29 protein-coding genes are annotated in these 26,863 nt (G+C 70.0%); 14 read left to right on the top strand and 15 right to left on the bottom strand.

The genetic code is table 11. The annotated features are described in order from the left end of the window. Nucleotides 1–6: 6 nt before the first annotated feature. On the bottom strand, nt 7–1,638 hold the full coding sequence (locus DFJ67_RS05795; RefSeq protein ID WP_116066942.1) for a peptide ABC transporter substrate-binding protein: 1,632 nt from the start codon (nt 1,636–1,638) through the stop codon (nt 7–9). A gap of 585 nt (nt 1,639–2,223) precedes the next feature. On the opposite strand from DFJ67_RS05795, the gene DFJ67_RS05790 reads away from it, so the two are divergent. Beyond that, a complete protein-coding gene (locus DFJ67_RS05790) occupies nt 2,224–3,282 on the top strand; it encodes a M23 family metallopeptidase (protein ID WP_170215749.1) in 1,059 nt (352 codons plus the stop codon). Between the two features lie 233 nt (nt 3,283–3,515). Beyond that, nucleotides 3,516–4,466 carry a malate dehydrogenase gene (gene mdh / locus DFJ67_RS05785; protein WP_116066940.1) on the top strand — a complete coding sequence of 317 codons (951 nt, stop codon included), beginning with the start codon at nt 3,516–3,518 and terminating at the stop codon, nt 4,464–4,466. A gap of 3 nt (nt 4,467–4,469) precedes the next feature. On the opposite strand, the gene DFJ67_RS05780 is transcribed toward mdh, so the two are convergent. After that, entirely contained in the window at nt 4,470–5,126 is a 657-nt protein-coding gene (locus DFJ67_RS05780) for an MBL fold metallo-hydrolase (protein WP_239097581.1), read from the bottom strand. Nucleotides 5,127–5,379: 253 nt separating this feature from the next. Between DFJ67_RS05780 and DFJ67_RS05775 the strand changes: the two genes are divergently transcribed. The 3 genes from DFJ67_RS05775 to DFJ67_RS05765 all read left to right on the top strand — a co-directional run bounded on the left by DFJ67_RS05775 (nt 5,380) and on the right by DFJ67_RS05765 (nt 8,072). Further along, entirely contained in the window at nt 5,380–6,594 is a 1,215-nt protein-coding gene (locus tag DFJ67_RS05775) for an NADP-dependent isocitrate dehydrogenase (protein WP_116066938.1), read from the top strand. Nucleotides 6,595–6,657: 63 nt separating this feature from the next. After that, a complete protein-coding gene (locus DFJ67_RS05770; RefSeq protein WP_116075696.1) occupies nt 6,658–7,260 on the top strand; it encodes a pentapeptide repeat-containing protein in 603 nt (200 codons plus the stop codon). A 41-nt stretch (nt 7,261–7,301) separates the two neighbouring features. After that, nucleotides 7,302–8,072, top strand: coding sequence for a methyltransferase domain-containing protein (locus DFJ67_RS05765; protein WP_116066937.1), 771 nt, complete (start codon nt 7,302–7,304; stop codon nt 8,070–8,072). On the opposite strand, the gene DFJ67_RS05760 is transcribed toward DFJ67_RS05765, so the two are convergent. After that, nucleotides 8,069–9,553: a fascin domain-containing protein gene (locus DFJ67_RS05760; protein WP_147315427.1), complete on the bottom strand. Its 1,485-nt coding sequence runs from the start codon at nt 9,551–9,553 to the stop codon at nt 8,069–8,071. The genes DFJ67_RS05765 and DFJ67_RS05760 overlap by 4 nt on opposite strands. 39 nt (nt 9,554–9,592) lie before the next feature. Then, the gene (locus DFJ67_RS05755; RefSeq protein WP_203784357.1) at nt 9,593–10,042 is read right to left on the bottom strand and encodes a MarR family winged helix-turn-helix transcriptional regulator; all 450 of its coding nucleotides are present in this window, start codon (nt 10,040–10,042) and stop codon (nt 9,593–9,595) included. 64 nt (nt 10,043–10,106) lie between these two features. Here DFJ67_RS05755 and DFJ67_RS05750 point away from each other — a divergent pair, with 64 nt between their 5' ends. From DFJ67_RS05750 to DFJ67_RS05730, 5 genes are read left to right on the top strand one after another with little or no spacing between them, the layout of a single operon-like run. Then, on the top strand, nt 10,107–10,907 hold the full coding sequence (locus tag DFJ67_RS05750) for an alpha/beta fold hydrolase (protein ID WP_116066935.1): 801 nt from the start codon (nt 10,107–10,109) through the stop codon (nt 10,905–10,907). A 28-nt stretch (nt 10,908–10,935) separates the two neighbouring features. Next, nucleotides 10,936–11,589, top strand: coding sequence for a formylglycine-generating enzyme family protein (locus DFJ67_RS05745; RefSeq protein WP_116066934.1), 654 nt, complete (start codon nt 10,936–10,938; stop codon nt 11,587–11,589). Between the two features lie 52 nt (nt 11,590–11,641). Continuing rightward, a complete protein-coding gene (locus tag DFJ67_RS05740; RefSeq protein WP_116066933.1) occupies nt 11,642–11,965 on the top strand; it encodes a plasmid stabilization protein in 324 nt (107 codons plus the stop codon). Between the two features lie 38 nt (nt 11,966–12,003). Then, on the top strand, nt 12,004–13,230 hold the full coding sequence (locus DFJ67_RS05735) for an MFS transporter (protein WP_239097582.1): 1,227 nt from the start codon (nt 12,004–12,006) through the stop codon (nt 13,228–13,230). 17 nt (nt 13,231–13,247) lie between these two features. Further along, nucleotides 13,248–13,865: an RraA family protein gene (locus DFJ67_RS05730; RefSeq protein WP_116066932.1), complete on the top strand. Its 618-nt coding sequence runs from the start codon at nt 13,248–13,250 to the stop codon at nt 13,863–13,865. Nucleotides 13,866–13,871: 6 nt separating this feature from the next. Here DFJ67_RS05730 and DFJ67_RS05725 read toward each other — a convergent pair whose 3' ends face one another. From DFJ67_RS05725 to DFJ67_RS05695, 7 genes are all read right to left on the bottom strand, one after another. After that, a complete protein-coding gene (locus DFJ67_RS05725) occupies nt 13,872–14,435 on the bottom strand; it encodes a DUF1444 domain-containing protein (protein WP_147315426.1) in 564 nt (187 codons plus the stop codon). 253 nt (nt 14,436–14,688) lie between these two features. Next, entirely contained in the window at nt 14,689–15,768 is a 1,080-nt protein-coding gene (locus tag DFJ67_RS05720; RefSeq protein ID WP_116066930.1) for a hypothetical protein, read from the bottom strand. Continuing rightward, on the bottom strand, nt 15,765–16,289 hold the full coding sequence (locus DFJ67_RS05715; RefSeq protein ID WP_116066929.1) for a sigma-70 family RNA polymerase sigma factor: 525 nt from the start codon (nt 16,287–16,289) through the stop codon (nt 15,765–15,767). Before DFJ67_RS05715 ends, DFJ67_RS05720 begins: the two co-directional genes overlap by 4 nt. 68 nt (nt 16,290–16,357) lie before the next feature. Then, complete coding sequence (locus DFJ67_RS05710; RefSeq protein WP_116066928.1) at nt 16,358–17,731, bottom strand: hypothetical protein; 1,374 nt, start codon at nt 17,729–17,731, stop codon at nt 16,358–16,360. Beyond that, nucleotides 17,728–18,537 carry an alpha/beta fold hydrolase gene (locus DFJ67_RS05705; RefSeq protein ID WP_203784358.1) on the bottom strand — a complete coding sequence of 270 codons (810 nt, stop codon included), beginning with the start codon at nt 18,535–18,537 and terminating at the stop codon, nt 17,728–17,730. Before DFJ67_RS05705 ends, DFJ67_RS05710 begins: the two co-directional genes overlap by 4 nt. 32 nt (nt 18,538–18,569) lie before the next feature. Further along, nucleotides 18,570–19,487, bottom strand: coding sequence for a glycosyltransferase family 2 protein (locus DFJ67_RS05700; RefSeq protein ID WP_116066926.1), 918 nt, complete (start codon nt 19,485–19,487; stop codon nt 18,570–18,572). Then, nucleotides 19,484–20,431, bottom strand: a complete 948-nt coding sequence (locus DFJ67_RS05695) for a sulfotransferase (RefSeq protein WP_116066925.1) — start codon at nt 20,429–20,431, stop codon at nt 19,484–19,486. Before DFJ67_RS05695 ends, DFJ67_RS05700 begins: the two co-directional genes overlap by 4 nt. Before the next feature lie 104 nt (nt 20,432–20,535). Between DFJ67_RS05695 and DFJ67_RS05690 the strand changes: the two genes are divergently transcribed. Then, nucleotides 20,536–21,252, top strand: a complete 717-nt coding sequence (locus DFJ67_RS05690; protein ID WP_116066924.1) for a WecB/TagA/CpsF family glycosyltransferase — start codon at nt 20,536–20,538, stop codon at nt 21,250–21,252. Between the two features lie 94 nt (nt 21,253–21,346). Here the strand turns inward: DFJ67_RS05690 and DFJ67_RS05685 are convergent, their stop codons facing one another. Both DFJ67_RS05685 and DFJ67_RS05680 read right to left on the bottom strand, forming a co-directional pair. Beyond that, complete coding sequence (locus DFJ67_RS05685) at nt 21,347–22,387, bottom strand: TolB family protein (protein ID WP_116066923.1); 1,041 nt, start codon at nt 22,385–22,387, stop codon at nt 21,347–21,349. A 16-nt stretch (nt 22,388–22,403) separates the two neighbouring features. Further along, entirely contained in the window at nt 22,404–23,174 is a 771-nt protein-coding gene (locus DFJ67_RS05680; RefSeq protein WP_147315425.1) for a hypothetical protein, read from the bottom strand. Between the two features lie 94 nt (nt 23,175–23,268). On the opposite strand from DFJ67_RS05680, the gene DFJ67_RS05675 reads away from it, so the two are divergent. Further along, nucleotides 23,269–23,832, top strand: a complete 564-nt coding sequence (locus tag DFJ67_RS05675) for an RNA polymerase sigma factor (RefSeq protein WP_116066921.1) — start codon at nt 23,269–23,271, stop codon at nt 23,830–23,832. Beyond that, nucleotides 23,822–24,457 carry a hypothetical protein gene (locus DFJ67_RS05670; RefSeq protein ID WP_116066920.1) on the top strand — a complete coding sequence of 212 codons (636 nt, stop codon included), beginning with the start codon at nt 23,822–23,824 and terminating at the stop codon, nt 24,455–24,457. The genes DFJ67_RS05675 and DFJ67_RS05670 overlap by 11 nt, the downstream gene beginning before the upstream one ends. An 8-nt stretch (nt 24,458–24,465) precedes the next feature. Here the strand turns inward: DFJ67_RS05670 and DFJ67_RS05665 are convergent, their stop codons facing one another. Next, nucleotides 24,466–24,924 (bottom strand): hypothetical protein, encoded by a 459-nt coding sequence (locus tag DFJ67_RS05665; protein ID WP_116066919.1) that lies wholly within the window; start codon nt 24,922–24,924, stop codon nt 24,466–24,468. A gap of 45 nt (nt 24,925–24,969) precedes the next feature. Between DFJ67_RS05665 and DFJ67_RS05660 the strand changes: the two genes are divergently transcribed. Beyond that, nucleotides 24,970–25,905 carry a helix-turn-helix transcriptional regulator gene (locus DFJ67_RS05660; RefSeq protein ID WP_116066918.1) on the top strand — a complete coding sequence of 312 codons (936 nt, stop codon included), beginning with the start codon at nt 24,970–24,972 and terminating at the stop codon, nt 25,903–25,905. Here the strand turns inward: DFJ67_RS05660 and DFJ67_RS05655 are convergent. After that, the gene (locus DFJ67_RS05655) at nt 25,885–26,859 is read right to left on the bottom strand and encodes a glycosyl hydrolase (RefSeq protein ID WP_239097583.1); all 975 of its coding nucleotides are present in this window, start codon (nt 26,857–26,859) and stop codon (nt 25,885–25,887) included. The two genes, DFJ67_RS05660 and DFJ67_RS05655, sit on opposite strands and share 21 nt — an antisense overlap. Between the last annotated feature and the right edge of the window lie 4 nt (nt 26,860–26,863).

Here is a 26,863-nt window from a genome sequence, read left to right as displayed (position 1 = left end):
CTGTGGTCAGCTGAGCACTTCGATCTGGTTGAGGTCGATCTGGCTGAACAGGTTGACCACCACGTTGCGCACCCGGGTCGAGTAGCCGTAGTTGTTCTGGGCGAACCGCAGCGGGATGACCGGAAGGTCCTTCGCGAGGATGTCCTCGGCGTCCTGGTACTTCTTGATCGACTCTTCCGGGGTCGCCGCGGCCGAGCCCTCCTTGACCAGCTTGTCGAACGCGGGGTTGCTGTAGCCGTAGTAGTTCGACGAGCCGGTGGTCGCGTAGAGCGGGCCGAGGTAGCTCTCCATCGACGGGTAGTCCATGGTCCAGCCGAGCCGGAAGATGCCGACCTTGTCGTGCTTCTGCACCTTGGTCAGCAGGTCGGCGATCTTGGCCTCGGGCACCGTCGTGCACTCCACACCCAGGTTGGCCTGGAGCTGGTTGCAGGTCGCGTCGATCCAGTCCTTGTGCGGACCGTCGGCGTTGTAGGACAGCTCCAGCTTCGCCGGGCCGTTGTTAGACGTGTAGAGCGTCTTGGCCTTGCCCGGGTTGTATTCGCAGGCCTCACCGCAGGTGTTCTCGCGGTAACCGGCGACGACCGGCGAGACGAACGACCGGGCCGACTGCTGCGAGCCCTTGAACACCGACCGGACGATCTCGTCGCGGTCGATCGCCATCGAGATCGCCTTGCGCACCTCGGGGCTCTTGAACTCGGGGTCGTAGGTCGGGAACGCCAGGAACTGGAACTGCGACGCCGAACTGCGCTCGAACCGGTCACCGAGGTCGTCGCTGGCGGTGGCGATGCTCTCGGTCGGGATCTGCGGGATCACGTCGAGGTTGTCCGACAGCACATCGGCGTACGCGGCGCTGGGCTGGAGGTAGATCCGGAACTCGACGCCGCCCACCTTGGGCTTGGTGCCCGGGAACGCGTCGTACTTCGCGACCTCGACCTTGGCGTCGTGCTCCCACTTGCCGTTCATCTGGAACGGGCCCTGGCCGATCGGCGCGCTCTCGTAGTCTTCGTTGATCACGCCGGGTGACGAGAACGCGGCCTTCGGCAACGGGACGAACGCGGTGTAGCCGAGGATCGTCTCGAACTCGGTGAACGGCTCGGAGAGCGTGACCTGCATGGTCAGGTCGTCGATCTTCTTGAGGCCGCTCATCGTCTTCGCCTTCGGCGCCGGCGCCTTCTCCGGGCCGTCGCCGTCGGGGTCCTTCTCGCTCTGGGTGTCGGCGTAGCCGTCGATCCGGCTGAAGAAGTAGCCGTTGTTCTGGCCATTGGGGCCGTAGGCGCCGTAGTTCCACGCGTCGATGTAGTTGTCGACGGTGACCTTCTCGCCGTTGTGGAACGTGTAGCCGGGCTTGAGCTTGATCGTCCAGACCTTGTGGTCTTTGGACTCGATCGACTCGGCGGCGTCCGGCACCGGCTTGAACTCGGCGTCGTAGTTGACCAGCGGTTCGAACAGCGCGGTGATCACCTGGACACCGCTCGCGTCGTTGGTGTTGGTCGGCAGGAGGTGCTGCGGTTCGGCGATCTGGATGCTGACGACCCCGGCCGGGTCGACCTTCGCCGAATCACCGCTGTTGCAGGCGACCAGACCAGCGGTGGCGACGAGGGGGACGACGGCTCGGGCGATCAGCCTGCGAACCTGCATGGAGCCTCCTTGATGGCACGTGCTCGCGCGCGGGTCGACGCGCCACCGGTCGGGTGACGCAGTGCAACGTCGGCAAAGGTAAGTCAATCGACTGCCCCAGCCCAAACCGGAGGATCACGACGAGGTCACGACGCGGGCCGCCAGATATTGCGGATCAAGCTCTTCGTCTGTTGTGGAACGGGCACACTCCGCAAGGTCACGAGTGGGCCGGGGGAAATTATGCCTCAGGATTTGGGTCGAATGAGCCCGTACCCAAGACCGATATGTCGGAAAGAAAGGACGGGTTCCGGCGAGCGTTCGACTACCCACTGTGACCGGTGCCCGAGATGGGCTGGTCTATGGGGAACCGCCGCACTTTTTGGCTGCGCCGCGACCCTGGCTCGGCGGCCCAGGTCGGTCGCCCGGGCCGGGCGAAGTTGACGAACACACCCGTCGGCGTGGCGACGTGACCGAGATGCCCGAATTCCCGATCATCGGGGTATGCGACTCCGTATCGCAATTGCCGTATCTGCTGTCCTAACCACACTGATCGGATCTGCCGGAGTCGCCCAGGCTCATGCCGGTCCCAAGGATGACCTCGTCGACGTGGTGCGGCAACTGCTGATCTCGCGCAGTAAGACGACCACCGCCGCGGCGCCCGACCCGCAGGTGACCGTCGCGAAGCGGACCAATCGCACCTGGGGCTTCGGCACGGCCGTGCTGCCGGCCCGGGAGAGCGCCGGCGCCTACCCGGAGGGTTGGCTCTTCGTCGCCCGCCGCACCAAGGGTGTCTGGACCGCCGCGTTCGAGGGTGAGTCCGCGTTCGCCAACATGGCCAGCAAGGCGAGCATCCTCAGCGGCGAGGAACGGCGGGTCTTCGGTGTCGACCGGAGCCGCACCGAGGCTGGTCTCGACCGGCGCACCGGCCTGCGGTTGCCGTGGGCGCTCGGCCAGACCTGGCGGCTGACCGGCGGACCGCACCCGATGAGCGGCGGCCCGCTGAGTTCGATCGACCTGTCCGGCGGCGACGGGCGGGTGCTCGCGGCGCGCGGCGGGCTCGCGTACACGATGTGCTCGTCGGGCACGGGGTGGATGCGGGTGATTCACGACCGCGGGTACGCGACCGACTACTACCACCTCTCCGGCAACATCAAGGCCAGCGGCAAGCAGGTCCAGGAGGGCGACTTCCTCGGCAACATCGGCAACGACGTCACCTGCGGCGGCTCGTCGACCGGCGCGCACGTGCACTTCTCGCTGCGCTACAACAACAAATACGTGCCCATCGACCGCTACGGGGTCGGCAAGTGGACGATCCGGCAGGAGGGCGCGGCCTACGGCGGCTACGCGCTGCACGGTTCGACCCGGGTCAATGTCGGCGGTGGCCTCTACAACTACGGCAAGCTGGGCTTCCGGCAGGGCATCGTCGACACCAACGGCGGCACCAAGCTCAACCGGCGGAAAGGCCCCGGCACCGGGTACGCCGTCGCCGGCACGACCGCCGACGGCGCGACCGTCGATATCGCCTGCTCGGCCAACGGCACCGCGCAGACCGGGCGCTACGGCTACACCACGAAGATGTGGAACAAGCTCACCGACGGCTCCTGGATCAGCGACGCGTTCCTCTGGACCGGCCGCAGTGACCCGGTCAACGGCTGGTGCCCCTAGGGGTCTGTCCTGGCAATCAGCGCGTCCTGCGACGGGCCCAGGCGCCGCCTGGCGGCGTCCCGGGATCACCGAGATACAACACCGGTATCCCGGCAATCCCGGGCCACCACCAGACGACGCCTGGACTCCGTCTCGGATCGCACTGATCACCAGGACAGACCCCTACCCTGAAACCCCTGGCCGGCGCTGATACGGTGCGGGAAATCTGCCGGTAACAGGGAGTTGAGACGACCATGGGCAAGAAGGTCACCGTCGTCGGTGCCGGTTTCTACGGCTCGACGACGGCGCAGCGGCTGGCTGAATACGACGTCTTCGACACGGTCGTACTCACCGACATCATCGACGGTAAGCCCGAGGGCCTGGCCCTCGACATCAACCAGTCGCGGCCGATCGAGGGCTTCGAGACCCAGGTCGTCGGCGTCACCACCGGCACCGACGGCTCCGGCTACGAGAAGATCGCCGGCTCCGACATCGTCGTCATCACGGCTGGCCTGCCGCGCAAGCCGGGCATGAGCCGGATGGACCTCCTGGAGACCAACGCCAAGATCGTTCGGGGCGTCGCCGAGCAGGTCGCCCGCCACGCGCCGGACGCCGTGGTGATCGTCGTCTCCAACCCGCTCGACGAGATGACCGCGCTGGCCCAGCTCGCCACCGGCTTCCCGAAGAACCAGGTGCTCGGCCAGGCCGGCATGCTCGACACCGCCCGGTTCAGCAACTTCGTCGCCGAGACGCTGGCCGTGCCGGTCGGCGCGGTCAAGACGCTGACCCTCGGCTCGCACGGCGACACCATGGTGCCGGTGCCGTCGCAGTGCACGGTCAACGGCAAGCCGCTGGGCGAGCTGCTCCCGGCCGAGAAGATCGACGAGCTGGTCACCCGCACCCGCAACGGTGGTGCCGAGGTGGTCGCGCTGCTCAAGACCGGTTCGGCCTACTTCGCACCGTCGGCCGCCGCCGCCAAGATGGCCCGCGCGGTCGCCGAGGACAGCGGCGTCGTGCTGCCGGTCTGCGCCTGGGTCGACGGCGAATACGGCATCTCCGGCGTCTACCTGGGTGTCGAGGCCGAGATCGGTGCCGGCGGCGTGAAGCGGGTCGTCGAGACCGAGCTCACCGAGTCCGAGCGGGCCGCCCTGGGCGAGGCCGCCGAGGCGGTCCGCGCCAAGCAGGGCGACGTCGCGAACCTCTGATCGTTAAAGATCGACGAAGGGGTCACCCAGGTGGGGAACCGCCAGGGTGGCCCCTCCTTCGCGGCCGGCCAGGTCGCGCAGCAGCGCCACCCGCGTCGTGCGGGCCAGGTCAGAGTCCATTTCATGCGTGTAGGCCGTCTCCGGCGCGACCAACTGCACGGCGTGCACCAGCAGGTCGCCGGTGACCAGCAGGGCGCCGGAGTCGCTTTCGACCAGCACCGACTGGTGGCCGGGGGTGTGCCCCGGGGTGTGGATCACGCGTAACCCCGGCGCGAGCCGGTGCTCGCCGTCGACCGCGTCGAGTTGACCTGCGGCCCGCAGCGGGTCCAGCGCGTAAGGGCCGGCCGGAGACGCGTATTCCTCGATGGCTTTGATCTCGGTCTGCTGCATGAGGTAGCGCGCGTTGGCGAAGAACGGCTTGCCGGCCTGGACGGCCCAGCCGATGTGGTCGGTGTGCAGGTGGGTCAGCACCACGGTGTCGACCTCGTCGGGGTGGATGCCGGCCTCGTCGAGCGCGGCGGGCAGCCGGCCGGGAACCGGCGCCCAGGACGCGGCGGGTGCGTCGGCCGGGCCGATGCCGGTGTCGACGATCACGGTGCGGTTGCCGAGGCGGATCGCGAAGCAGCGGAAGCGCAGCAGCCAGCCGCCGCCCGCGGTCACGCTTGCCGGATCGGTTTCGTCGGCTTTGCGCCAATCATCCGGTGTTGCGGTGGGGAATGCCTTCGTTCGGGACTCGAAAAAGGGACCTTCGCCGTCGGATAGGGCGACGATCGTGGCTTCTCCGACCTGGCGCTGGAGGGGCATCGCCTGATGGTCCCACGCTGAGGGCGGCGACGAGGCCCCCTCCTCGGCTGGTCTTCGGTATGCAGTACGCTCGTACTGCTAACGAGAAGTCCGAGAGGAGCGCCGGCCGATGGCCAAGATCAAGGTAGCGAATCCGGTCGTCGAGCTCGACGGCGACGAGATGACCCGGATCATCTGGAAGCAGATCCGCGAGCAGCTGGTGCAGCCGTACCTCGACGTCGACCTCGAGTACTACGACCTGTCGATCCAGCACCGCGACGCGACCGACGACCAGGTGACCGTCGACGCGGCCAACGCCATCAAGCGGCACGGGGTGGGCGTCAAGTGCGCGACCATCACGCCCGACGAGGCGCGGGTCGAAGAGTTCGGCCTGAAGAAGATGTGGCGCTCGCCCAACGGCACCATCCGCAACATCCTCGGCGGCGTCGTGTTCCGCGAGCCGATCGTGATGTCCAACGTGCCGCGGCTGGTCCCCGGTTGGACCAAGCCGATCGTCATCGGCCGTCACGCACACGGTGACCAATACAAGGCGACCGACTTCGTGGTCCCCGGCCCGGGTCGCGTCACCATGACCTACACCCCCACCGACGGCTCCGCGCCGATGGAGTTCGAGATCGCCGACTTCGCCGGCGGCGGTGTCGCGATGGGCATGTACAACTTCGACGACTCGATCCGCGACTTCGCGCGGGCGTCGTTCCGGTATGGCCTGGAGCGCACCTACCCGGTCTACCTCTCCACCAAGAACACGATCCTGAAGGCCTACGACGGCCGCTTCAAGGACCTGTTCCAGGAGGTGTTCGACGCCGAGTTCAAGGAAGCCTTCGCGGCGGCCGGCATCACCTACGAGCACCGGCTGATCGACGACATGGTCGCGGCGGCGCTCAAGTGGGAGGGCGGCTTCGTCTGGGCCGCCAAGAACTACGACGGCGACGTGCAGTCGGACACCGTGGCGCAGGGCTTCGGCTCGCTGGGCCTGATGACCTCGGTGCTGATGACCCCCGACGGCCAGACCGTCGAGGCCGAGGCCGCGCACGGCACGGTCACCCGGCACTACCGCCAGTGGCAGAAGGGCGAGAAGACGTCGACCAACCCGATCGCGTCGATCTTCGCCTGGACCCGTGGCCTCGCACACCGGGGCAAGGTCGACAACACCCCGGCGGTCACCGACTTCGCCAACAAGCTCGAGCGGGTCTGCATCGACACCGTCGAGGGCGGTCAGATGACCAAGGACCTGGCCCTGCTCATCTCCCGCGACGCCCCGTGGCTGACCACCGATGAGTTCATGAACGCGCTCGACGAGAACCTGGCCCGCAAGATCGGCTGAGTTTTGGTCTTCGGAGGCCCACCCACGCTGCGCGCGGGTGGGCCTCTTGGCATGCTGGGCCGCATGGAGTCGGGGTCGACGTTCACTGGCGAGCGGTTCGCGGTCGAAGACTGGGCACTCGAGTCGCTGGATCGGCTCACGTTCACCGGGTGCGCGTTCGACGAGGTCGATCTCACCGAGGCCGAGCTGACCGGGTGCCAGTTCGTCGAATGCGACCTGTCCCGGGTCAAGTTCAGCAGCGCGGTGCTCACCCGGTGCGCGCTGTTGCGCTGCACGATCCGCAAGTCCGCGTTCTTCAACGCTTCGCTCGATGACTGCAAGCTGACGGGTACGACGTTCGACGACTGCGATCTGCGCCCGCTGACCGTCACCGCAGGCGACTGGTCGTTCGTGGTCGCCCGCGGCGCCAAGCTCGGCGGCGTCTCGTTCGCCGGGGTCCGGATGCGCGACGCCGACCTCAGCGACGCCGACCTGACCAAGTGCGACCTGCGCGGTGCCGATCTGGCCGGCGCCCAGCTCCGGCAGACCGCGCTGAAGGGCGCCGACCTACGCGGCGCCGACCTCAGCGGCGTCCGGCTCAACGAGGTCGACCTGACCGGGGTCAAGATCGACCTCGCCCAGGCGGCCCTTGTGGCCGCCAACTACGGCGCCATCGTCGAGGCCTGAGGGGGCTTTCGCGGCGGCCCGGTCCGGAGTTGGCTGGAGCCATGTCCGACTATTCGCTGTCGATGCGGGCCGCCGAGTTCTACGAGACGACGATGGTGCCGGCGCTGTTCGCCCCCTGGGCGCCGCGGGCGGTCTCGGCCGCCGGGGTGGGCGTGGGTCAGCGGGTCCTCGACGTGGCCTGCGGCACCGGCGTGGTGGCCCGCGCGGCGGCCGACCGGGTCGGCCCGTCCGGCACGGTCGTCGGGCTCGACGCCAACGAGGCGATGCTCGCCGTCGCCCGGCGACTGCGTCCGGACCTGCGGTGGGTGCCGGGCGACGCACACGACCTGCCGTTCGACGACGACTCCTTCGACGCCGCGATCTCCCAGGCCGCGCTGATGTTCTTCGGCGACCGGGTGGCCGTCCTGCGGGAAATGCGCCGGGTGGCCGGCCGGGTCGTGATCCAGGTGCCCGGGCGGCTGGCGGCGAGTCCCGGCTACGAGGCGCTGGCCGAGGTGATCGCGCGCCGGGCCGGTCCCGCGGCACGCGACCTGCTCGGCGCCTATTTCAACGTGGGCGAGCCCGCGCTTCTCAAGGAGTTGTTCGAGCGGGCCGGGTTGCGCATCGACCAGTTCGAGACCTGGATGGGCGCCACCAGGTCGGCATCGCTGGACACGTTCCTCGCCGCCGAACTGCTGCCGATTCTCGAGACGATCGACGATGGCGTACGCGCCGCCATCCTCGACGACAGCCGGCGCGCGCTGGCACCGTTCGTCGACCCGTCCGGCGCGGTCGCCGCGCCGATCGAGGTCCAGTTGATCGCCGCCGGCTAGGTGGTGGCGAACTTCTCCCACGGGCCGATCGCGGTGCGGTTGGCGATCAACGGCTTCCTGTCGGCCGACTCGGCGGTGACATAACGGCCGTTGATCTTCGCCTGGAAGCTGATGGTGTAGTCGGCGTTCTCGACGATCCGGAACGTCTCCCAGGGTCCGACCGCGGCACGGTTGGCGATCAGCGGGTTGCGGCCGGCCGACTCGGCGCACACGTATTTGCCGTTGACCAGCGACTTGATCGCCACGTCGCCGTTGCCGAGGTCTTCGATCGAGAACCTCTCCCACAGGCCGAGGTTGCCCCGGTTGGCGATCAGCGGCTTCTTGCCGGCCGACTCGGCGGTCACGAAGGCGTTGTTGACCTGCGCGATGATCGGCTCGGGACCGGTGCCGGGTGCGTACCGGCTGAACTTCTCCCACGGACCGACCGCAGTGCGGTTGGCGACCAGCGGCTCTTTTCCGGCCGCCTCGGCCGTGACGTAACGGTCGTTGATCTTCGCGCGCAGGCTGATCGTGCCGTCCGCGTTCGTGACCAGATGGAACTTCTGCGCGTCGCCGAGGATCCGGCCGGTGTTGGCCTCGATCAGCCCGGTGGCCGCGTTGACGGTGAGGAACTGGTCTGCGAAGACCGACCGGATCGCGACGTCACCGGCGCCGGCGTCGTAGAACTCGAAATCGTTGCCCGGGCCGTCGTTGTCGATGGTCCAGGCGGCGAGCGTCGGTGGGTAGAACGCGGTCACATAGTTGAGGTTGGCGCTGGCGAGGAGCTGCGTCGTGCCGATCGACGGCGGCCGGCAGTTTCTCGGTTGGACCCAGTTGCCGGCCGCGAAATAGCCGGGGACGCGCGCGATGCCGACCCGCACGGACGCCGCCTGAGCCGGGATCACCGTCGTCGCCTTCGCCGGGGCGCCGGGCTCGACCTGGAAGCCCGCGAGTGTGACCCAACCCGCCGCGAGCTGGGCCGAGACCTCGACCGACACGGGGTAGCCGCCGGCCGGCATCGCGACGTTGACCACCAGGCCGTCGCAGGTCGACGCGAACTCGGCGACCGGCATGACCGGTTCGCCGCAGACGGCGGGCAGCTTCAGCTGGCCCGGACTGCCGACCCTCGGCGTGCCGTCGGGCTGGAGGAATCCCAGCCCGAGGGTGACGGTCGTGTCGGGCAGATAGCTGTGCAAGGTGGAGGTCGCGGTCACCGTGGCCGGGCCGACCGGCACGACGTCACCGATGGCGATGCCGGTCACCACGTGCGTCGGCGCCGTCGGCAGGCCACTGACGCTCCGCACCGTGAGCGGCACGTCGGCGCTGTTGGTGATCGTCCACGTGATGACCCAGTCGCTGGCGTCGGCGTCGCAGGCGGCGGTGCCGGTGATGGTCGCGGCCGGGCCCGGTGCCGGAGCCGCTGTGGCCGGCGAGCCCACGACGGTGATGCTGGCGGTGGCGAGAGCCCCGACCAGCGCGGCGATCCAACGGTGTGTGCGCACGAGCGGAGAATAGATGATCATCTTGGCCCGTGCTGTCCCCTAACCCGCGTCGAGAGAGTCCAGCAGGTCCTGGAGCGCACGGCAGGTCTCGGCGAACCGCGCCTGGCCGATGAGTTCGCCCCAGTGCTGCTCGATCTCGGCCACCCGGTCGCCGGCGTCGGCCAGCGCGGCGCGGCCCCGTTCGGTCGGGATGATCAGCTTGGCCCGGCCGTCCTGCGGGTCGGGCTGCCGTTCGAGATAGCCGAGCCGTTGCAGGTCGTTCACCAGTTCCGAGGTCGCGGCGAGGCTGAGTTGGGCCCTGGCGGCCAGGTCGGTGAGCCGCGCGCCGCCGTAGATGTTGCCGAAGATCTGGAGGTGCGGCTCGCGCAGGTCGTCGTAGCCCGACGCCGCCGCCGGCTCGAACATCTCGGCGCGGAACTCGCGGAGCAGGCGGACCAGGAGCTGCCCGATGGCGGCGCGGTCGGTCGGCAGGTCGCTTGACGTCGGCATGACAGCAGGATAATACTTCGGAAACCGAAGCTTTGGTAACCGAAGTAAATTTGGAGGCGGCGCGATGCCGACCGTGTCGACCCGGGTGGGTCAGCTACACGTGGAGATCGAGGGCTCCGGCCCGCCGGCCGTCGTCTGGCACAGCCTGTTCGTCGACGCGACGACGTGGGGTCGGTTGCGTCCGGCCCTGGCTTCGGTGCGCACGCTCATCCTGATCGACGGCCCGGGCCACGGCCGCAGCAGCGCGGCGCCGGGCCCGTACACCCTCTCGGACTGTGCTCTTGCGGTCGTTGAGATCCTCGCCGCGCTCGATGTCAGCGGGCCGGTCGACTGGCTCGGCAACGCCTGGGGCGGCCATGTCGGCGTCTTCTTCGCCGCCGAGCACCCGGCCGCCTGCCGCAGCCTGGTCACCATCGCCTCGCCCATCAACGCGCTGGCGCCCGCCGACCGCCGGTCGGTCCAGTTGCTGCGGACGCTGCACCGGCTGGTCGGGCCGCGCCCGGTGGCCGGCATCCCGGCCGACGTCCTGCTGGGCAAGGCGCTCCGCCGCCAGGACCCGGCCGCCGCGGCCGTCGTCCGGTCGTCGTTCATCCGCGCCGACCGGGCCGGCATGCGGCAGGCCATCGGCTCGATCAGCCTCGACCGGCCCGACGCCACCGACCGGCTCACCGAGATCAGCGCGCCGACCCTGATGGCGACCGGCGCCGACGATCCCATGTGCCCGCCGGCCGATGTCGCCGGCTGGGTCGCCCGGATGCCGGCCGGCCGCGACCTCGTGCTGCCCGGTGCCGGCCACCTGGCGCCGCTCTTCGACCCGGCCACCGCGGATGTGATCACCGACTTCTGGAAGCGCGCCGACCGTTGATCGACAACCTGGCTACGATCGTCTTCTCGTGGAATCTCTCATCGCCGTGCCGCGCGGCCGGGTGACCCTGTCGGACCGGCGCACCCAGCGCACGTGGGACGTCGAGGTCGAGCCCTACCTGCTGGCCGCGGTCCCCGTCACCCAGGCTGGTTACGCGTCGGTCACCGGTGAGCGGCCCAGCGCGGCCCGCGGGGAAAACCTGCCGGTCGAGAGCGTCTCGTGGTGGGACGCGGTCCGGTTCTGCAACGCGCTCTCGGAACAGGAAGGCCTGACGCCGCCCTACCGGGTCGACGGCGAAGAGGTCGAGTGGGACCGGTCCGCCTCCGGCTACCGGCTGCCGACCGAGGCCGAGTGGGAATACGCGTGCCGAGCCGGCACCACCGGTCCCCGTTACGGGCCGCTCGACGAGATCGCCTGGTATCGCGGCAACTCCGGCGAACGGATCCACGAGGTCGGTGGCCGGCGACCCAACGCGTGGGGCTTCCACGACATGCTCGGCAACGTGTGGGACTGGTGCTGGGACATCTACGACGCGGAGGTCTACGGCACCTACCGGGTGCTGCGCGGCGGTGGTTGGTGCGACGAGCAGTGGAGCTGCCGGGCCTCCGTGCGGCGCCGCAGCCATCCGACGTTCCAGGTCGAAGACCTGGGGTTCCGGGTCGCGCGTACCCCCGGCGTTTGATTGTCTTCCGGTCGGGAATTTCCTTCGTCGCCAGCGACGGAAGGAGGCCGCGATGCCGGCGGGATCAAGCCCGAAACGCGAGAGGCAGTACGAGCACATCAAGGCCAGCGCGAAGAAGCGCGGCGTGTCGACCGGGGTGGCCGAGGAGATCGCCGCCCGGACGGTCAACAAGGAGCGGGCCCGGTCCGGTGAAGCGCGCACGGCGAGCCGATCCTCCACACAGGACGTTTCGTCCGGGCACCGGGGCGGCAAGCGGTCGCACACCGGGGCGCAGGGTCGCACCAAGGCGCAGCTCTACAACGAGGCCAAGCAGCGCAACCTCAAGGGCCGCTCGACGATGACCAAGGCGCAGTTGGAGCGGGCCCTCGCTCGCTGAGGTTGCAAACCGTACGTACGTATTGTTAGATCAGGGGCGTGATCCTTCCTGCCCCGGGCACGCCGCGCGTGCTGATGTTCGCGACCCTGGTGAACACCCTGGGCAACGGCGCCTACCTGGCGACCAGCGCGCTCTTCCTCACCCGCTCGGTCGGCCTGACCCCGGGCCAGGTCGCGGCCGGCCTCAGCCTCGCGGCGCTCGCCGGGATCGTGCTGACCACGCCGATGGGCGCGGTCGCCGACCGGCGCGGCCCGAAGCAGGTGCAGATCGTGGCGCTGCTGGTGCTGGCGGCCTGCTTCGCCGGGTTGACCCAGGTGCACCACCTCTGGTCGTACGCCGTGGTCGCGTCCGTCATCGCGGTCGCCAACGCGACGGTGAAGGCCTCGACCGGCGCGATGATCGCGGGCGCGGTGCCGCCGGCGGAGCGGGTACGCACCCGGGCGTTCATCCGTTCGACCAACAACGCTGGCCTGGGGCTCGGCACCGCGCTGGGCGCCGTGCCTCTGCTGCTCGACAGCCGCGCCGGCTACCTGGCCGTGCTGCTCGCCAACACGGCGACGTTCCTGGTCGCGGCCGCCGTGGTGGGCCGGGCCGACGCGGTCGATCGGGTGGCGCGCCCGGCCGGCGTCTCCCGGCTGGCCGTCCTCCGAGACCGCCCGTTCGTGGCTTTCGTGCTGGTCGACGGCCTGGTCGCGTCGCTCTACAACGCGTTGCTGAGCCTGGCGCTGCCGCTGTTCCTGCTGGCCTACACGCACGCGCCGGCCTATCTCGTCTCGGCGGCCCTGCTGGTCAACACCATCGGCTGCGTCACCCTTCAGGTGTGGATCTCGCGTGGCACGCACACGGCCGTCGACGCCGTCCCGGTCAGCCGGCGCGGCGCCCTGCTGGTCGGCGCGTCCTGCGTCCTCTTCGGACTGACGGCCGGCCGCTCGGCCCGCCTGGTCGGCGCGCTGGTGCTGGCGGCCGCGGTGGTGCACGTGATCGGCGAGCTGTGGCTGTCGGCCGGGACGTTCGCGGTGGTCTTCGACCTGGCCCCGGACTGGGCCCAGGGCCAGTATCAGGGCGCGCTCCAGACCGGCCGGCAGCTCGGCGACATGGTGGCTCCGCCGCTGCTCACGGCCCTGGTAATAGGCTTGGGCGAGCCCGGCTGGCTGGCCCTGGCATCGATCTTCGCTGGCGCCGGGCTGGTCTATCCGTCGATCGTCCGCTGGGCGTTGCGCCGCCGCCCGGCACTTGTTGAAACGCCCCCGCTGGTAGCCGCTTGAACATCGGAGGATCCGCGTTGACCGACTTCGCCGCCATCCCGACGACCACGCTCGCTGACCTGCTGAGCCGCGAACAGGTGCTCGACATCGGCATCCGGCCACTATGGACGTCGATGCCGCAGCTCGCCGGGCCGGCGTTCACGGTGCGCTGCCCGGCGGGCGACAACTTGATGCTGCACGCCGCGATCTATCGGGCGGCGCCCGGCTCGGTCGTCGTGGTCGAGGCGGGCGACGTCGACTACGCGGTGGCGGGCGGCAACGTCTGCGCCGTGGCCCAGCGGCGCGGCATCGCGGGCTTCGTCATCGACGGCGTGATCCGCGACGTGGCCGAGGTTCGTGAGATGGGCTTTCCGGTCTTCGCCCGCGGCGTGATCCCGATCCCGGGCACGAAGGCGGCGGTGGCTCCGCTGAACACCGCCGTCCGGTGCGGCGGCGCCCTCGTTCACCCTGGCGACACGGTGGTCGCGGATGAGGAAGGCGTCGTGGTCGTGCCGCAAGCCCGACGAGAGCAGATCCTCCGCGACGCCAAAGCGAGGCTGGCCAAGGAGGCGGCCGAGTCACTCGACGACTGGGAGCGGTCGCACCACGCCCGCATCGAGGCCATCCTCCTTGACGGCGGCTTCATCGAGGCATAGACCTCGCTACGCCTCGTCTAGCTGCCATGCTCCGTCGACCCGGCGGTAGAAATCGCGGGTGAGCAGGTGATCCCCGCCGGGCCAGATCCGGTCGACGAGCTCGCCGAGTTGTTTGCGGCCCTCGTCGCTGCTGGCAGGGCAGAAGGCGAGGATGTCGCGGGCCGGCGCGACGGCGAGGATCTCGGGCTCGCCGAAGCGCTCTTCGAACGACGTCCACAGCTCGTCGAAGAGCATGAAGCTCACCTCGAGATTGCCGTCGAATATGACGGGCGTGATCGCGTGGAACTTCGGCGTCCGGAGCTCCTGCTGGGCGACCAGGGCCGCGAGGTTCGCGATTGCCCGCTGGTGGAGCTGGTCGACGGTCCGTCCCGCTTCGGCGGCGTCGGCCTCGGTGACAAACCGGAAGCGACTTTCCTCGTCCAGCACATACGTAGTGAGCAATGACCCCACGAACGGGCGGGTGACCGGCGTAGCGGATGGTTCGGCGATGCCTGAACCGTCGGAGACGTCAAGCGTCGCCTTCAGGTAAGGCAGAACCGAGTCGAGGCCACGTTTACGTTTGCGCCACACATGATCATGATGCCTTCACCGGAACGGCGCTCCTCACCGGGTGGGACCTACGATGAGTGCGTGCTGCTGGCCCAGGTCAACGTCGCGGGGTGCATGGCGGCGGTCGAGTGGTTCCTGCCAACGCCGCAGCCGAGTACCGCACTCTGGTCGCCGAGGGCGTTCTCGCTCCCGCGTCGATTCGAGCCCGATGGGTCACCTACTCGCCGGCGCTGATGCGGGGCCGGGGCCGGTGGTCCGGCCCCGGCCAAAGCGGTCAGGGCTGCACCGGGAACCAGCTCTCCGGGCGGTCGATCGTTGCGAACTCGAGGCCGTCGGCGATCGCGCGGAGTTCGGCGGTCGGGAGGGTGCCCGAGCTGTCGTGCACCTGCGCGTAGTAGTGGTCGTTGATTCGGACATCGCAGATGTGTTGGCCGGCCGGGCAGGGTGGCGTGACCGGGTGTGCGTGGGGCCCTTCCGTCTGCACCGGGGCGACCCGCACCACCAGCGATCCCTCCAGATCGACCGGCTCGGCGAGGGAGTCGAAGCGGGCGCCGCCGCGTACCCAGTGGGCCGTCGACAGGTCGTCGTCGCCGGTTACCAGGGCGCTTCCCGCGCTCGCCAGCGTCCAGCCGGCCGGGACATAGCGGGCCCGGAACGCCGTCGTCGCCGGCCGGGGCGACGCCGCCGGGGCGAACGCCTCGGCCAGTTGGCGCAGCGCGTCGGCCGGGACGCCCCGGGCGCCGACATCCTCCGATTCGAGCGTCGCCCAGGACCCGGTGGCGTATTGCCAGGCCACCGCGGGCAGCGGGAGCACCTCGGTCCTCGTTGACCGGCGGTTGCTGCCCGGCTCGCCGACGATGAAGCGGCGGTCGAGCGTGGTCGCGTAGCCGGGCCGGCCACCGACCACGATCGCCGTGCCGTCGTCGTAGCGGTCCGGGCGGAAGACGCCCGGCGCGTAGACGGTCAGGGTTCCCGCGTCCAACGTGGTGCGCGAGCCGCCGCCGAGGTCGACGTTGGCCCGCTTGATGACCGAGCGCTGATAGCCGGGCGTGATCTGGGCCGGGTCGGCCACCCGGAAGTCGCCGACCTGGTAGCCGGCGAACGTCACGGTGAAGCCGGTCGGGGCGACAATGGGGGGCGCGGCAGGCGGGGCCGGTGGGCTTCCCGCAAGCGACGAGGTCGCGATGGTCAGAGCGGTCACGGCCGCGCCGATGCCGAGGGCGGCGCCGGCGAGTTTGCCCGACCGTGATCGGCGGAGCCGCTTGCGGCCCGCCCGCACGATGTCGTCGACGGTGACCGCCGACGGCGGTGCGTCGGTCCTGGCTTCTTCGAGAAGCTGGCGAATGTTGTTCATTGCTCTCCCTGAGCGGACGCCGTGAGGCGTAGGTCCGATTCGTCGCCGAGGGCGGCGCGCAGCGCGGCCAAACCGCGCGCGGTCTGGCTCTTGACCGTGCCCTGACTGCGACCGAGCGCCTCGGCCGTCTCCTCGACGCTGAGCTGTTCGTAGAAACGCAGCACCAGCACCGCGCGCTGCCCCGGCGGGACCTGCGCGAGTGCGGCCCGCACGTGCAGTTGGTCGTCGATGGCGCCGAGCCGGTCTGGCTCCGGTCGCTCCGGCATGAAGTCGCTGGCGGATCGCTCCCGCCGTCGCCACGGCCGGCGGGTCTCGTCGATGGCGGCGAGCACGACCATGCGCCGGGCGTAGGGGTAGGGCGCCGCGACCCGCTTCCAGCGCACGTAGAGCTTGCTCAGTGCCGCGGCGACGGCGTCGTCGGCCATCGCCCAGCTTCCGCAGGTCAGATAGGCGAGACCGCGCAACGTGTCGCGGGCGTTGGTGACGAACTCACGAAACTCCTCCTCATCAAGTGGCTGCACGCCGCTCTGCTCCTTCCGTCGGGAGCAAGACGGTCGCTACGGCCGACGAGGTTGCACGGCCCGACGCGTCAATCGGCGACGAGCCGCCAGGAGGTGCCGTCGGGGGAGTCGCGGAGTTCGACGCCGGCCGCCGCCAGCCGGTCGCGCACCGTGTCGGATGTCGGGTAGTCGCGGTTGAGCCGGGCTCGCCCGCGCAGCTCGACCAGAGCGTCGACGAATGGCCCGACCGTTTCCGCCGGATCGGTCGCGCCGCGTCGGGCCAACTCGCCCAGCCGGACCACCATGCCGCGCAGGATTGACCGCGGGTAGTCGGCACCGTCGTTGGTTTCCGTGTCGCCGGACCAGTCGACGATGGCCTGTTCCATCTCGAGCAGCGCCGCGACGCACGCGTCCACGTCGCGCGCCGCCAGCGCGGTCGCGAACCGGGCGTCGAGGTCGTCGGCCACCCCCCGCAACGACGGCTGGGACACCGGCGGCGCGCCGGCCACCCAGCCCGGCCGGCCGGACTCCGCCAGGCCAGCGCCGGAACCCGCAGGCAGGCCCGCGCCCGTCGGCACGCCCGCGGCCGGACCCATCGCCGGACCCGCGCCCGTCGACCGGCCCGCGCCCGTCGCCCGGCCCGCGCCCGTCGCCCGGCCCGCGCCCGTCGCCAGGCCCGCGGCCGGCCCCGCCGCGAGATCAGCGAAGGACAACACGCTCCCGGCCGGGAACGCCGTGCTTACGCCGGCCCGGCGCAGCGTCAACAACCCGTTGCCGGACACCGTCGCCGTCTTGGCGTCGAGGTCGAAGACCACGGCGGTGTGCTCGTCGACCCCGATGATCAGGCGGTCCGGCGGGAGCTCGGCCTCCAACAGCGACAGCCGCGCCTCGCCCAGATAGCAGAATCGCGTGTCGTGATTGCCGCCCTCGGCATTGTCGTAGTGCGGGATGAGCACCGCCGGAAAGCCCAGCGCCGCCTCGAGCAGGTTGAGGCCCTGCGCCCAATGTGGCTCGATGCCGGCCTTGTAGATCTCGTAGACCGGCACCGTGTGGCTGCCCAGCGTCAACGCCGCCGCGCTGGCGAACAGGACCACCCCGTCGCGGCTCAGTTTGTCGGCCAGCAGATCAGGGATCGCCGTCTCCCGCCACGCGCGCAGCGTGTAGGTCGGGCTGCCCGGCCCCGCGAAGACCCAACCGGCACCACGCAGCGCGGCCAGGCAGCGTTCCCGCGCGACCGGGTCAGCCGGCGCCTGCCGCCACGAGACCACGTCGACCGCGCGGCCGACGCTCTGGTCGAAATAGCGCACCGCCCGCGCCGAGATGTCGTCGGCGTTGGACTGGAAGCCGTAGGGCGTGTCGAGCAGCACCGCCGGGCCGGTCACCCGTTCGAACACCGCCCGGTGTGGCTTGACCATCGTCGGCGCCGTCTCGCCCGAGCCCATCACCACCAGCAGCCGGGTCATGGCACACCCACCAGCGAGAGCAGGTCGGCGGCCACCGCGGCGGGCGACTGCGCGTGCAGGTCGTGGTCGCCGCCCGGGTATTCGTGGACGGTCGCCGACGGCATGTCGGCCGCGGCGGCCCGAGCACGCGCAACCGACCGCCCGGCCGGCATCAGCAACACCGGCATGGTCAACGCGGAGAAGAAGCGCCCCGGCGGATGGTCATACATGCTCCGCACGATCTCCATATGCCGGTCGACCGGCAACCGCCGAGACAACCGCCCGTCGGCGTCAACCCGCAGGTTGGCCAGCGTCGCCTCGACGGCGGCGGAAGACCAGTCGGGATGCCCGGCCCGCAGCCGCGCCAGCAGGTCGTCGGCGCGCATCCCGTCGAGATCGGGCGGTCGCAGCGCCGCCTCGCACGCCGACCACGAGCCGAACTGGGCCGGCAGGTCGATCCAGCCGCCGTCGACCAGGGCCAGCGCTCGCACCAGCGACGGATGCCGGGCGGCCAACTCCACCACCACGTTGCCGCCCCACGACTGACCCGCGACCACCACAGGAGGCAGGCCCAGCGACGAGATCACCTCGGCCAGGTCAGCGGCGGCGGCCGCCGTGGAGAACCCCGACGAGGGCAGGTCGGACTCGCCGTGGCCACGCAGGTCGACCGCATAGCTCGGGTGACCCGCCGCCGAAAGGAAACCAGCCACGAGATCCCACAGCCGGGCGTTGGACGCCAGGCCGTGCACGAGCAGAAACGCGGGCGCCGACGAACCCGCCGTGTGCCGCACGTTGAGCGCCACGCCGTCGGCGACAGTCACCTTCACGCCGACGAATGTAACGACACCCCCCGACAAAATCAGATGCCGCGGCCGTGCCGATGCAGCGTCGACAACACGTTCTCCACCTTTACCGCGCCGGTCAGGGCGGCCACCGCGATCGCCGTGCGGGGTTCGCGCCAGTTGGCCCGCACCGCCTGCCGGGTCCACTTCCACGCCGCGGCCCGGTTGCCGGTCGCCGCCTCCCAGCACGCGAGCTGCCCATACACCCGGGCGGCACCGGGCGGGCAGCCACGGATCTCCGGATGCCGCTCCATCATCCAGCGCAGCGACGAGATCTTCGTCTGGTACTCGTACGCGTAAAGCGAACTTCGCCCCCAGAGCACCTGCACCAGCGGCTCGTCGACGTGCACGATCGGATGCCGGCGCGCGGCCCGCAACAGCAGGTCCCAGTCTTCGTTCTGCGAACCGGGCGCGTCCTCGGCGACTAGCCCGATCCGGTCCGACTCGACCAGTGCGGTCCGCGACATCAGAAACGTCGACGAGTGCAGCATCGCCATCCGCGACCGCGCCAACTCGGCCACCCCGACCGACGCCATCCCGGCCAGCCGCGGTGTCACCCGGCCCTGGAACGACACCGCGATCGCGCAGGTCGCGAACTCGGCCGACGAGGCCATCAGCGCCGGCACCTGGACGCGCAGCTTGTCGGGCGCCCACTCGTCGTCGTCATCGCAGAACGCGACCAGGTCGGTGTCCAGGGCGAGGATTCCGCTGTTGCGGGTGCCGGCCAACCCGGGGGTGCGCCAATTCGAAATGACCATCACGGGTACGCCGTCCGTGGTCGCCAGGAGCAGGTCCGGCTCTGACTGGTCGAACGCCACCACCACCCGCAACTGACCGGGATAGTCCTGCCGGCGTACGGCCGCCAGCGCGGCGCGGAGCAACTCCGGCCGGTTCCGGGTCGGGATCACCACGCCGACCGACGGCCACTCGTTCATCGGGTACCCCCGCGGGCGACCATGACCGGATATCCGTAGGCGCGCAGCAGCGGCGCGCAGACCGCACCGACCAGGCGGCGGTCGGTGGCCGGCAGGCCGCGCAGCCAGCCGTCGTCGCGGCGCAGTGGTATCCGCCCGACCGAGAAGCGCATCGGGTTGCCGGCCGCGCTGTGCCCGACGGTCAGGTCGGCGTGCGACTCGGTGAGGAAGTCCAGATCGGACGCTCCCAGGCTGAGCCCGGCGAAGCCGGCGAGCGCGCCCAGCCCGGCCCGCGGGTCGGCGACGAACTGCTCGTAGCGCACCCGCAGCAGCGGCACGCCCCGGCGCGCGAGCAGACCGAACGCGGCGTTGTGCGCGTTCCACAGCAGCGCCGAGCGGCCAGGGGAGTAGCGGGTCATCTCGCTCTCGCCGTCGGTCTCCGGCCGGGCGACCACCTTGGTCCAACTGTGCGCGACGCCGCGCGGGTCGCGCACCACGTGCGCCACCCGCAGGTCGAGGTCGGGGGCCCAGCGCAGGCAGTGCGCCAGCGCGCTGTGCTTCGACGAGTCCACGAGCACGGAGGCGCCGGTCACCTCGGCCGCCGCACGGTAGACGGCCGCGTAGTAACCGGCGTACTCCTGGACCTGCTCGCGGTAGTCGTCGGGGAGCCGGGGTGAGGCGAGCCGCGGGATGTGCCGGGTCCGTTCGACCGCGGCCTGCAGCGCGAGCACCCGGTAGACGTCGACGTTGTCCCAACCGCCGAAGGCGAGCTGACCGACCCGCTCCCAGAACGCGCACGCCGAGAACCGGGTGCCGCAGCCGCAGCGTTCGTCGGAGCGGATGTCGCGTTGCCAGAGGTGCACGACCTCCCCGAGCGCGCAGACCCCGGGCAGCTCACCGAGCAGCCGTTCGACCAGCGTGGTGCCGCTGCGGCCCAGCCCGCCGACGAAGAGTAGCCGTGCCACTTTTACCCACCTTCGCTCGTTTCACACACATAACGAGCGGGAGAGCCGAAGTGTCGCTTCATTACGGATTTGCCCGAGTTCACCTGGATGGCTCGCGGGTCCACATGATCACCGAGCGCCGGGTGGTCACGGTCGTGCGGCAGGCGCTGGCGCGTGGGCACGGCGGCCGGATCCTCACGCCCAACGTCGACATCGTGCGCCAAGCCAGAGTAAACCCCGAGGTCCGCGCGTTCCTGGACGACGCGACGCTGGTCGTCGCCGACGGGATGCCGCTGGTCTGGGCCAGCCGGCTGGCCAACAATCCGTTGCCCGAGCGGGTCACCGGTTCGAGTCTGATCTGGTCGCTCTCCTCCGGGCTGGCCGCCGACGCCCGCTCGGTCTTCGTGCTCGGCGGCGACTCGCCGGAACTCGCCGAGCAGGCCGCAGACCGGCTCACCACCCGCTTTCCCGGCCTGGCGATCGCCGGCCACCTGTCGCCGCCGTTCGGCTTCGACCAGGACCCCGACGCGGTCGACGCCGCCGTCGACACGGTCGTCAAGGCCGCGCCGGACCTGGTCTTCGTCGGCCTCGGCTTCCCGCGCCAGGAGCGGCTGATCGACCGGCTGCGCGCCGACCTGCCGGACTCCTGGTTCCTCGGCTGCGGGATGGCCGTCAACTTCGTCGCCGGCCGCCAGCACCGGGCGCCCGTGTGGATGCAGCGCGCCGGGCTGGAATGGGCACACCGGCTCAAGACCGAACCGAGAAGGCTCGCCCGCCGCTACCTCCGCCACGACGCTCCTTATGCGTTGCGCCTCCTCGCGGCAACAGCTGCCCGCCGTTAGGGCGTGTCTCGTGGATCAAGGCGGCACTCCGCCGGGCCCAGACGACGACCGACCGCACCTCGCCGGAGCACCACCTTGATCCACGAGACACGCCCTAGCCCCAGTCCGGGGCGCTTTCCCATCGGGAGGTGCGGGTTATCTGTTGAACGTGGGTGCCGTCGAGGTCGGCCGTGAAGATGTCCGGCTCTTGGGCCACGCCGGTCTGTGCGTAGACGATCTTTGTGCCGTCGGGCGAGAAGGAGCTGGAAAGGAGCATCGTGTCGGGGCTGACGGTGGTCAGTTGGCGCAGGCGGCGTCCGTCCGGATGGACAAGGTAGAGCTGGGAGTTGAGGAACCCTCCGTCCACGTTGGACCGGAACAGGATTCGGCGCCCGTCGGGCGACCAGTCAGGATGGTCACCCGCTCGCAGCGACCAGGGAGTGACGCGCCGCGGGTGGGTGCCGTCGCTGCCGATGACGAAGACAGCGATTCCACCGGGTGGTTCGGTCAGTGGCGAGTTCATCCTTTGGAAGGCGATCTGCCGGCCGTCGGGCGAGACGACTGCCTCGGTGCTTTCGGTGGCGAACGGCCGGGAGCGCAAGACCACCCGCGTGTTCCTGCCCGTGAGATCGCGGATCACGAGGTCCGAGTGCTCGATCCAGCCCTCTCCGTTGGGGAACTCGCGTATCGTGCCGCTGGCGCGAGTGAAGACGACGCGGCGGCCGTCAGGCATGAACGCGACTTCCGACTCGTCGGCGCACATGGTTTCGAGGTCCGGCGGCGTCGCATGGCAGGGCGGGCTGAGCCTGTGCAACCTTGTTCCGTCGGGCCGGACGGTGTAGATCGCGCACACCGTGTCGGGCACGCAGCGTCTGAAAGCGATCAGGGATCCGTCCGGAGCCCAGTCGGGCTGGTCGTCGACGGTGCCGGGTGCGGGCCAGGTGACCTGGCGCACGGATGTGCCATCGGGCCGGATCGTGAAGATCGCCCCGGTCGACCTGTCCGCATCGAGGTATCCCTTGAAAGCGATCCGGCCGTTGACTCCGGGCGTCGTAGCTGTCGCGGGTGTGGCCACGCCCGCCACGAACGCAAGGCCGAGTGCCGCGATCGCGGCCACCGCGCGGGAAGGTCGCCACAGTTGATCGGTCATCGTCATCGGAGATCCTCCCTTTTCACGGCGCGAAGCGAAGCGACTCGACGACTGGGGCGGCGATTTTCAGGTAATCGTCGAACGCCACGCCGCCGGGGATGTCGAGCACAAGGATCAACAGGTTCTTTCCGTCGGGGCGGTCCAGGACGTACGCCCGTTGCGACAAACCCTTCACCGCGATCGTGCGGGTCAGGTGGAACTGCGCCGGGTCACCGCTGATCGTCAGGGGGAGCACCGGCTCGTCGGCGAACGGGCACGACCGCTTCCAGGTGTCGGCGAGCGTGAGGTCCACCGTGAATCCGCTCCATCCACCGATCGAAGTCGAGCGCGGCGTCGTGGACTTCAGCCCAGGCAGCCCGGCAAGCCATCGGGTGATCTCTTGGGCGGTTCGGCCGACGGCGGGCTCGGCCGCCTCCGCGCAGTCTTGCGCCGCCGGCGCGACATCGGCCATGAGGTTGATGCCGTTGGAGCCGTAGAAGTTCTCGTCCGGGTCGACCGTCCGGGACAGCAGGAAGTTGCCCGGCAGGTCCAGCCCATTGATCCAGCCATCCGGCACCGTGTAGGTGATCGCTGGGCGGAAGGTCGTCGTGGTGTAGGTCCCGGCAGCGAGGTCGCCACGGCACGTGCCGCCCTGAGGAGCACAGCCAGCGGCGGGAGAGGCGGATTCCGCCGCTTGTGGCGGCGGCTGCGCGGTGGGAATCGGAGCGCCCTGTCCCGAATCACAGGCCGCGAGCAGAATGATGGCGGCAGTGCAGAAAGCGGCCATTGACGCGGGCCGCGATGTCGTCCTCATACCGGGAGACAGCCACCGCCGACCGAGAAGGTTACGCCTCGGCGGTAACCCGGCATGGGCCCTCGGCCTGTATCTAGGCAGGGGGTGATCGGGCATGGCCGAATACGTTGCCGTCGGCGCCGTCCTTCCTGGCCGGCTGAGCCGTCGGGAGGGGGTGTCGGTGACGGCCGACCGCCAGCCGGACTACGCGGCGTTCTACGTCGCGCAGTTCCGGCCGGTCGTCCGGACGGCCTACTTGATCCTCTACGACCGTGAGCAGGCCGAAGACGTCACCCAGGACGCTTTCGTCCAGCTCTACCTGCACTGGTCCAAAGTCTCCCGATACGACGCACCCCACGCATGGGTACGCCGGATCGCCATCCGCATGGCGGTCCGGGCAGCCGAGCGGGAACGGCGGCGGCAGGTCCTGTCCCGGCTCGTCATCGAACCGTTGGCAGCCGGCCCCGAGCCGATCGATCTCGACCTGCTCCGCGCCACCGCCGCACTGCCGCCGCAGCAGCGCGCTGCGATCGTCCTCTACTACTACGAAGACCGACCGACCGCCGAGGTCGCGGCCCTGCTCGACTGCTCGATCTCCGCGGCGAAGGTGCTGCTCCACCGGGCTCGTCGCACACTTGCAGCGGTACTCGGGGACGAAGAGGTGGACGATGTCCGGTGATCCGGGCCTGGAGGGCCGGCTGCGCTCCGCACTGACCCGCGCCGCCGACGCCGTCGATCCTCCTGTCGCGGAACTGCTGCCGCGGGCGACCGCACGCGGGCGGCGGCGCCGCCGACTCCAGCGGGCCGCGTTGCTGACCGCGGTGCTGGCGGCACTCGCCTCGGTCGGCGTCCTCGTGCTGCCGGCTGGGCGGCAGACCCCGGCGACCCTGTCGTCGGACGCACTGACCGGCAGTTGGGAGACCCGGTCTCTGCCGGCAACTGATTGGGCGGCCAGCTATCGGCGGGCCGGGGGAAGCGACGCTGCCGCGCGGGCGTTCCTCGGCCCACCCATGGGCGGACCAGCACAGGAACACCGGATCATCCTCCGCATCACCACCACCCAATGGGCTTCGTTCGTCCGCGCGGACAGCGCTGCGCCCGAGCCGGGCTTCCAGGGGACCTACACGATCGAAGAATCGACGGTACGGGTACGCGAAGCGAGCCACCAGTGCGATGTGGTCTTCGACATCGCCGCCTCGACCACCACGCTGCGGATACATGTCGTCGATGACGACTGCGGCGAGTCCGACCTGCTCGCCCAGCGGACCATCTACGAAACCGCTGACTTCCACCGGTCCACGTGACACATGCGCTAGCCGGCCCGGCGGGTCATCTCCATCACCCAGTTGGTCTCCCAGGTCTGCTCGCCGTCCGTCGAGAACGCCTGCTCCCACCGGGCCCGGTCAGCACCCTCCCGGGTCCAGGTGAAGCGGCAGCGGACCGGCAGGTCACCGTCGACGTCGTCGCCGTAGAACAGGCCGACGCCGTCGGTCCAGCGGCCGACCACCGGTGGGGTGAGCTGCCCGTCCCGGCTGCTGATCCACCAGATCGACCACTCCTCCTTGGCCGGGTCGAACGCACGCACCGTCGCGCCGGCGGTGCCCAGCGTCGGAAAGGTGATCTCGTCGAAGCTGCCGTTCCCGCCGAAGAACGAGTGCGCCACCGTCACGCCCGGAAACTCGTCCCACTTATCGCTGCCGGTGTGCCGCTCCAGGAGCCGACGGTTGACGACATCCCAGGTACCGCCGACGAGAAATTCGAAGTCATTCATGATCGAGACGGTAGACCCCGACCACTGACACGTAGTGTCAGTGAAGTGCGCGCCAGTCGACTCGTCTCCCTCCTCCTTCTTCTGCAGAACCGTGGCCGGCTGACCGCCGGCCAGCTCGCCGCCGAGCTCGAGGTCTCCACCCGCACCGTCTACCGCGACGTCGACGCGCTGCACGCCGCCGGCATCCCGCTCTACGGCGAGGCGGGCCACGCCGGCGGCTATCAGCTCCTCGACGGCTATCGCACCCGGCTGACCGGCCTGACCGGGCCCGAAGCCGAAGCGCTCGCCCTGCACGGCCTGCCCGGCCCGGCCGCGGAGCTCGGCCTGACCGCGCTGGTCGAGGCGACCAGGCTCAAGCTCGAAGCGTCGCTGCCGGCGGCGCTCCGCGAACGCGCCCAGTCGGCCGCCCAACGGTTCCACCTCGACGCCTCCAACTGGTATGCCGACGGCGACCAGTCGCCACACCTGGCCGCCGTCGCCGCGGCGGTCTGGGAGCAGCGCCGGGTCACCATCCACTATCGAGGGTGGGAACGCGAGGTCGAGCGCACCGTAGAGCCCTACGGCCTCGTGCTCAAGGGCGGCCGGTGGTATGTCATCGCGGTCCGCGCCGGCGGCACGCGCCCGGCCACCTACCGGGTCAACCAGATCATGGCGCTGGCCGAGACGGGCGAGACGTTCCGCAGACCGGAAAGCTTCGATCTCGCGAAACACTGGCAGGGCCAGGTGACCGAGTTCCGGGCCCGGCTGGTGACCGGCGAGGCGACGATCCGGCTCTCGCCCGCAGGCCGCGAGCGCTGGCGGGTCGAAAAGGCCACGCCGGGCGACGACGGCTGGGTCACCGCCATCATCCCGATCGAGTCGATCGACCACGCGTGCGGCGAGCTGCTCCGCCTCGGCGCGGAGGTCGAGGTGCTCGACCCACCGGAACTGCGTGACCGGCTGGCCGACACCGCCAAGAAGCTAGCCGCGCTTTACGCCTGACAACTCGTCGTCGAGATCCCGGAACGCGTCGAACGCGGGCTTGTCGTCAGAGATCTTGAATTGCATCGCCGTCGTCCGGTCGTCGGGATCCGAGTCGAAATAGGCGACCGCCCGGATCTGCGGGTTGGCCTTGATCACGCCGGCCGCGTCGCGGATCCAGGCCGCGCGCTGCTCCGACGACCACGCCTTGGACACCCCGAACTCGCCAACGATGATGGGCTTCGGTCGCTCGGCGGCCCATTTCAGGAACGTACCCATGAGCTGGTCGAGCAGCACATACTCGCTGGTCGCGTAGACGTCGACGCAGGTCCAGTCGACCTGGTCGTCGCCCGGGTAGAAATCGGGCGCCTCGCCCCGGTCGAACCCCTCCTCGGTCGGGCACCAGACCCACGAGGCGTTGGTCGCGCCCTCCTCCTTGAAGATCTTCCGGGTGTATTTCCACGCCGCGATGTAGTCCTCCGGGGACCACATCGTCGGCCGCAGGTTGGGCCGGTCCATCTCCCAGCGGAACCGCATCATCACCGGCTTCTTCGCCTTGGCCACCTTGCGCGCCTGTTCCCGGATCAGGTCGTCGTGCACACCGTCCAACATCGACCGCGTGTCGCCGGAGGCCCAGCTGATCATCACGATGCTGCCGCGCTTCACGTACTCCTTGTCGGTGTCGGTCCAGAATTTCTCGTCGAAGGTCCGGTAGGTGTTGATCACGTCGAACCGGCGGTCGAGCTTCTTCTCGACCTCGCTGACCGCGTCCCGCCGCCCCTCCTGCCCCCACACGTCGGGCTTGACCCACGCGCCGACCCAGACCCGGTCCGCCGGCGCCTTCACCGGCCCGCTCTGGAACGGTCCGGTGTTCGTCGCGACGCCGGCCGGCCGGCGGCCGAGATCGGCCGCCGGCGCCGGCTCGGGGGTGGTCGCGGTGCAGGCAGCCAGCACGGCCACCAGAGCGACAGACACAACG

The organism is Asanoa ferruginea (assembly GCF_003387075.1).
Taxonomy (GTDB): domain Bacteria; phylum Actinomycetota; class Actinomycetes; order Mycobacteriales; family Micromonosporaceae; genus Asanoa; species Asanoa ferruginea.
Note: the sequence above shows the minus strand (reverse complement) of the source record. Positions and strands in the feature narration are given on the sequence as shown.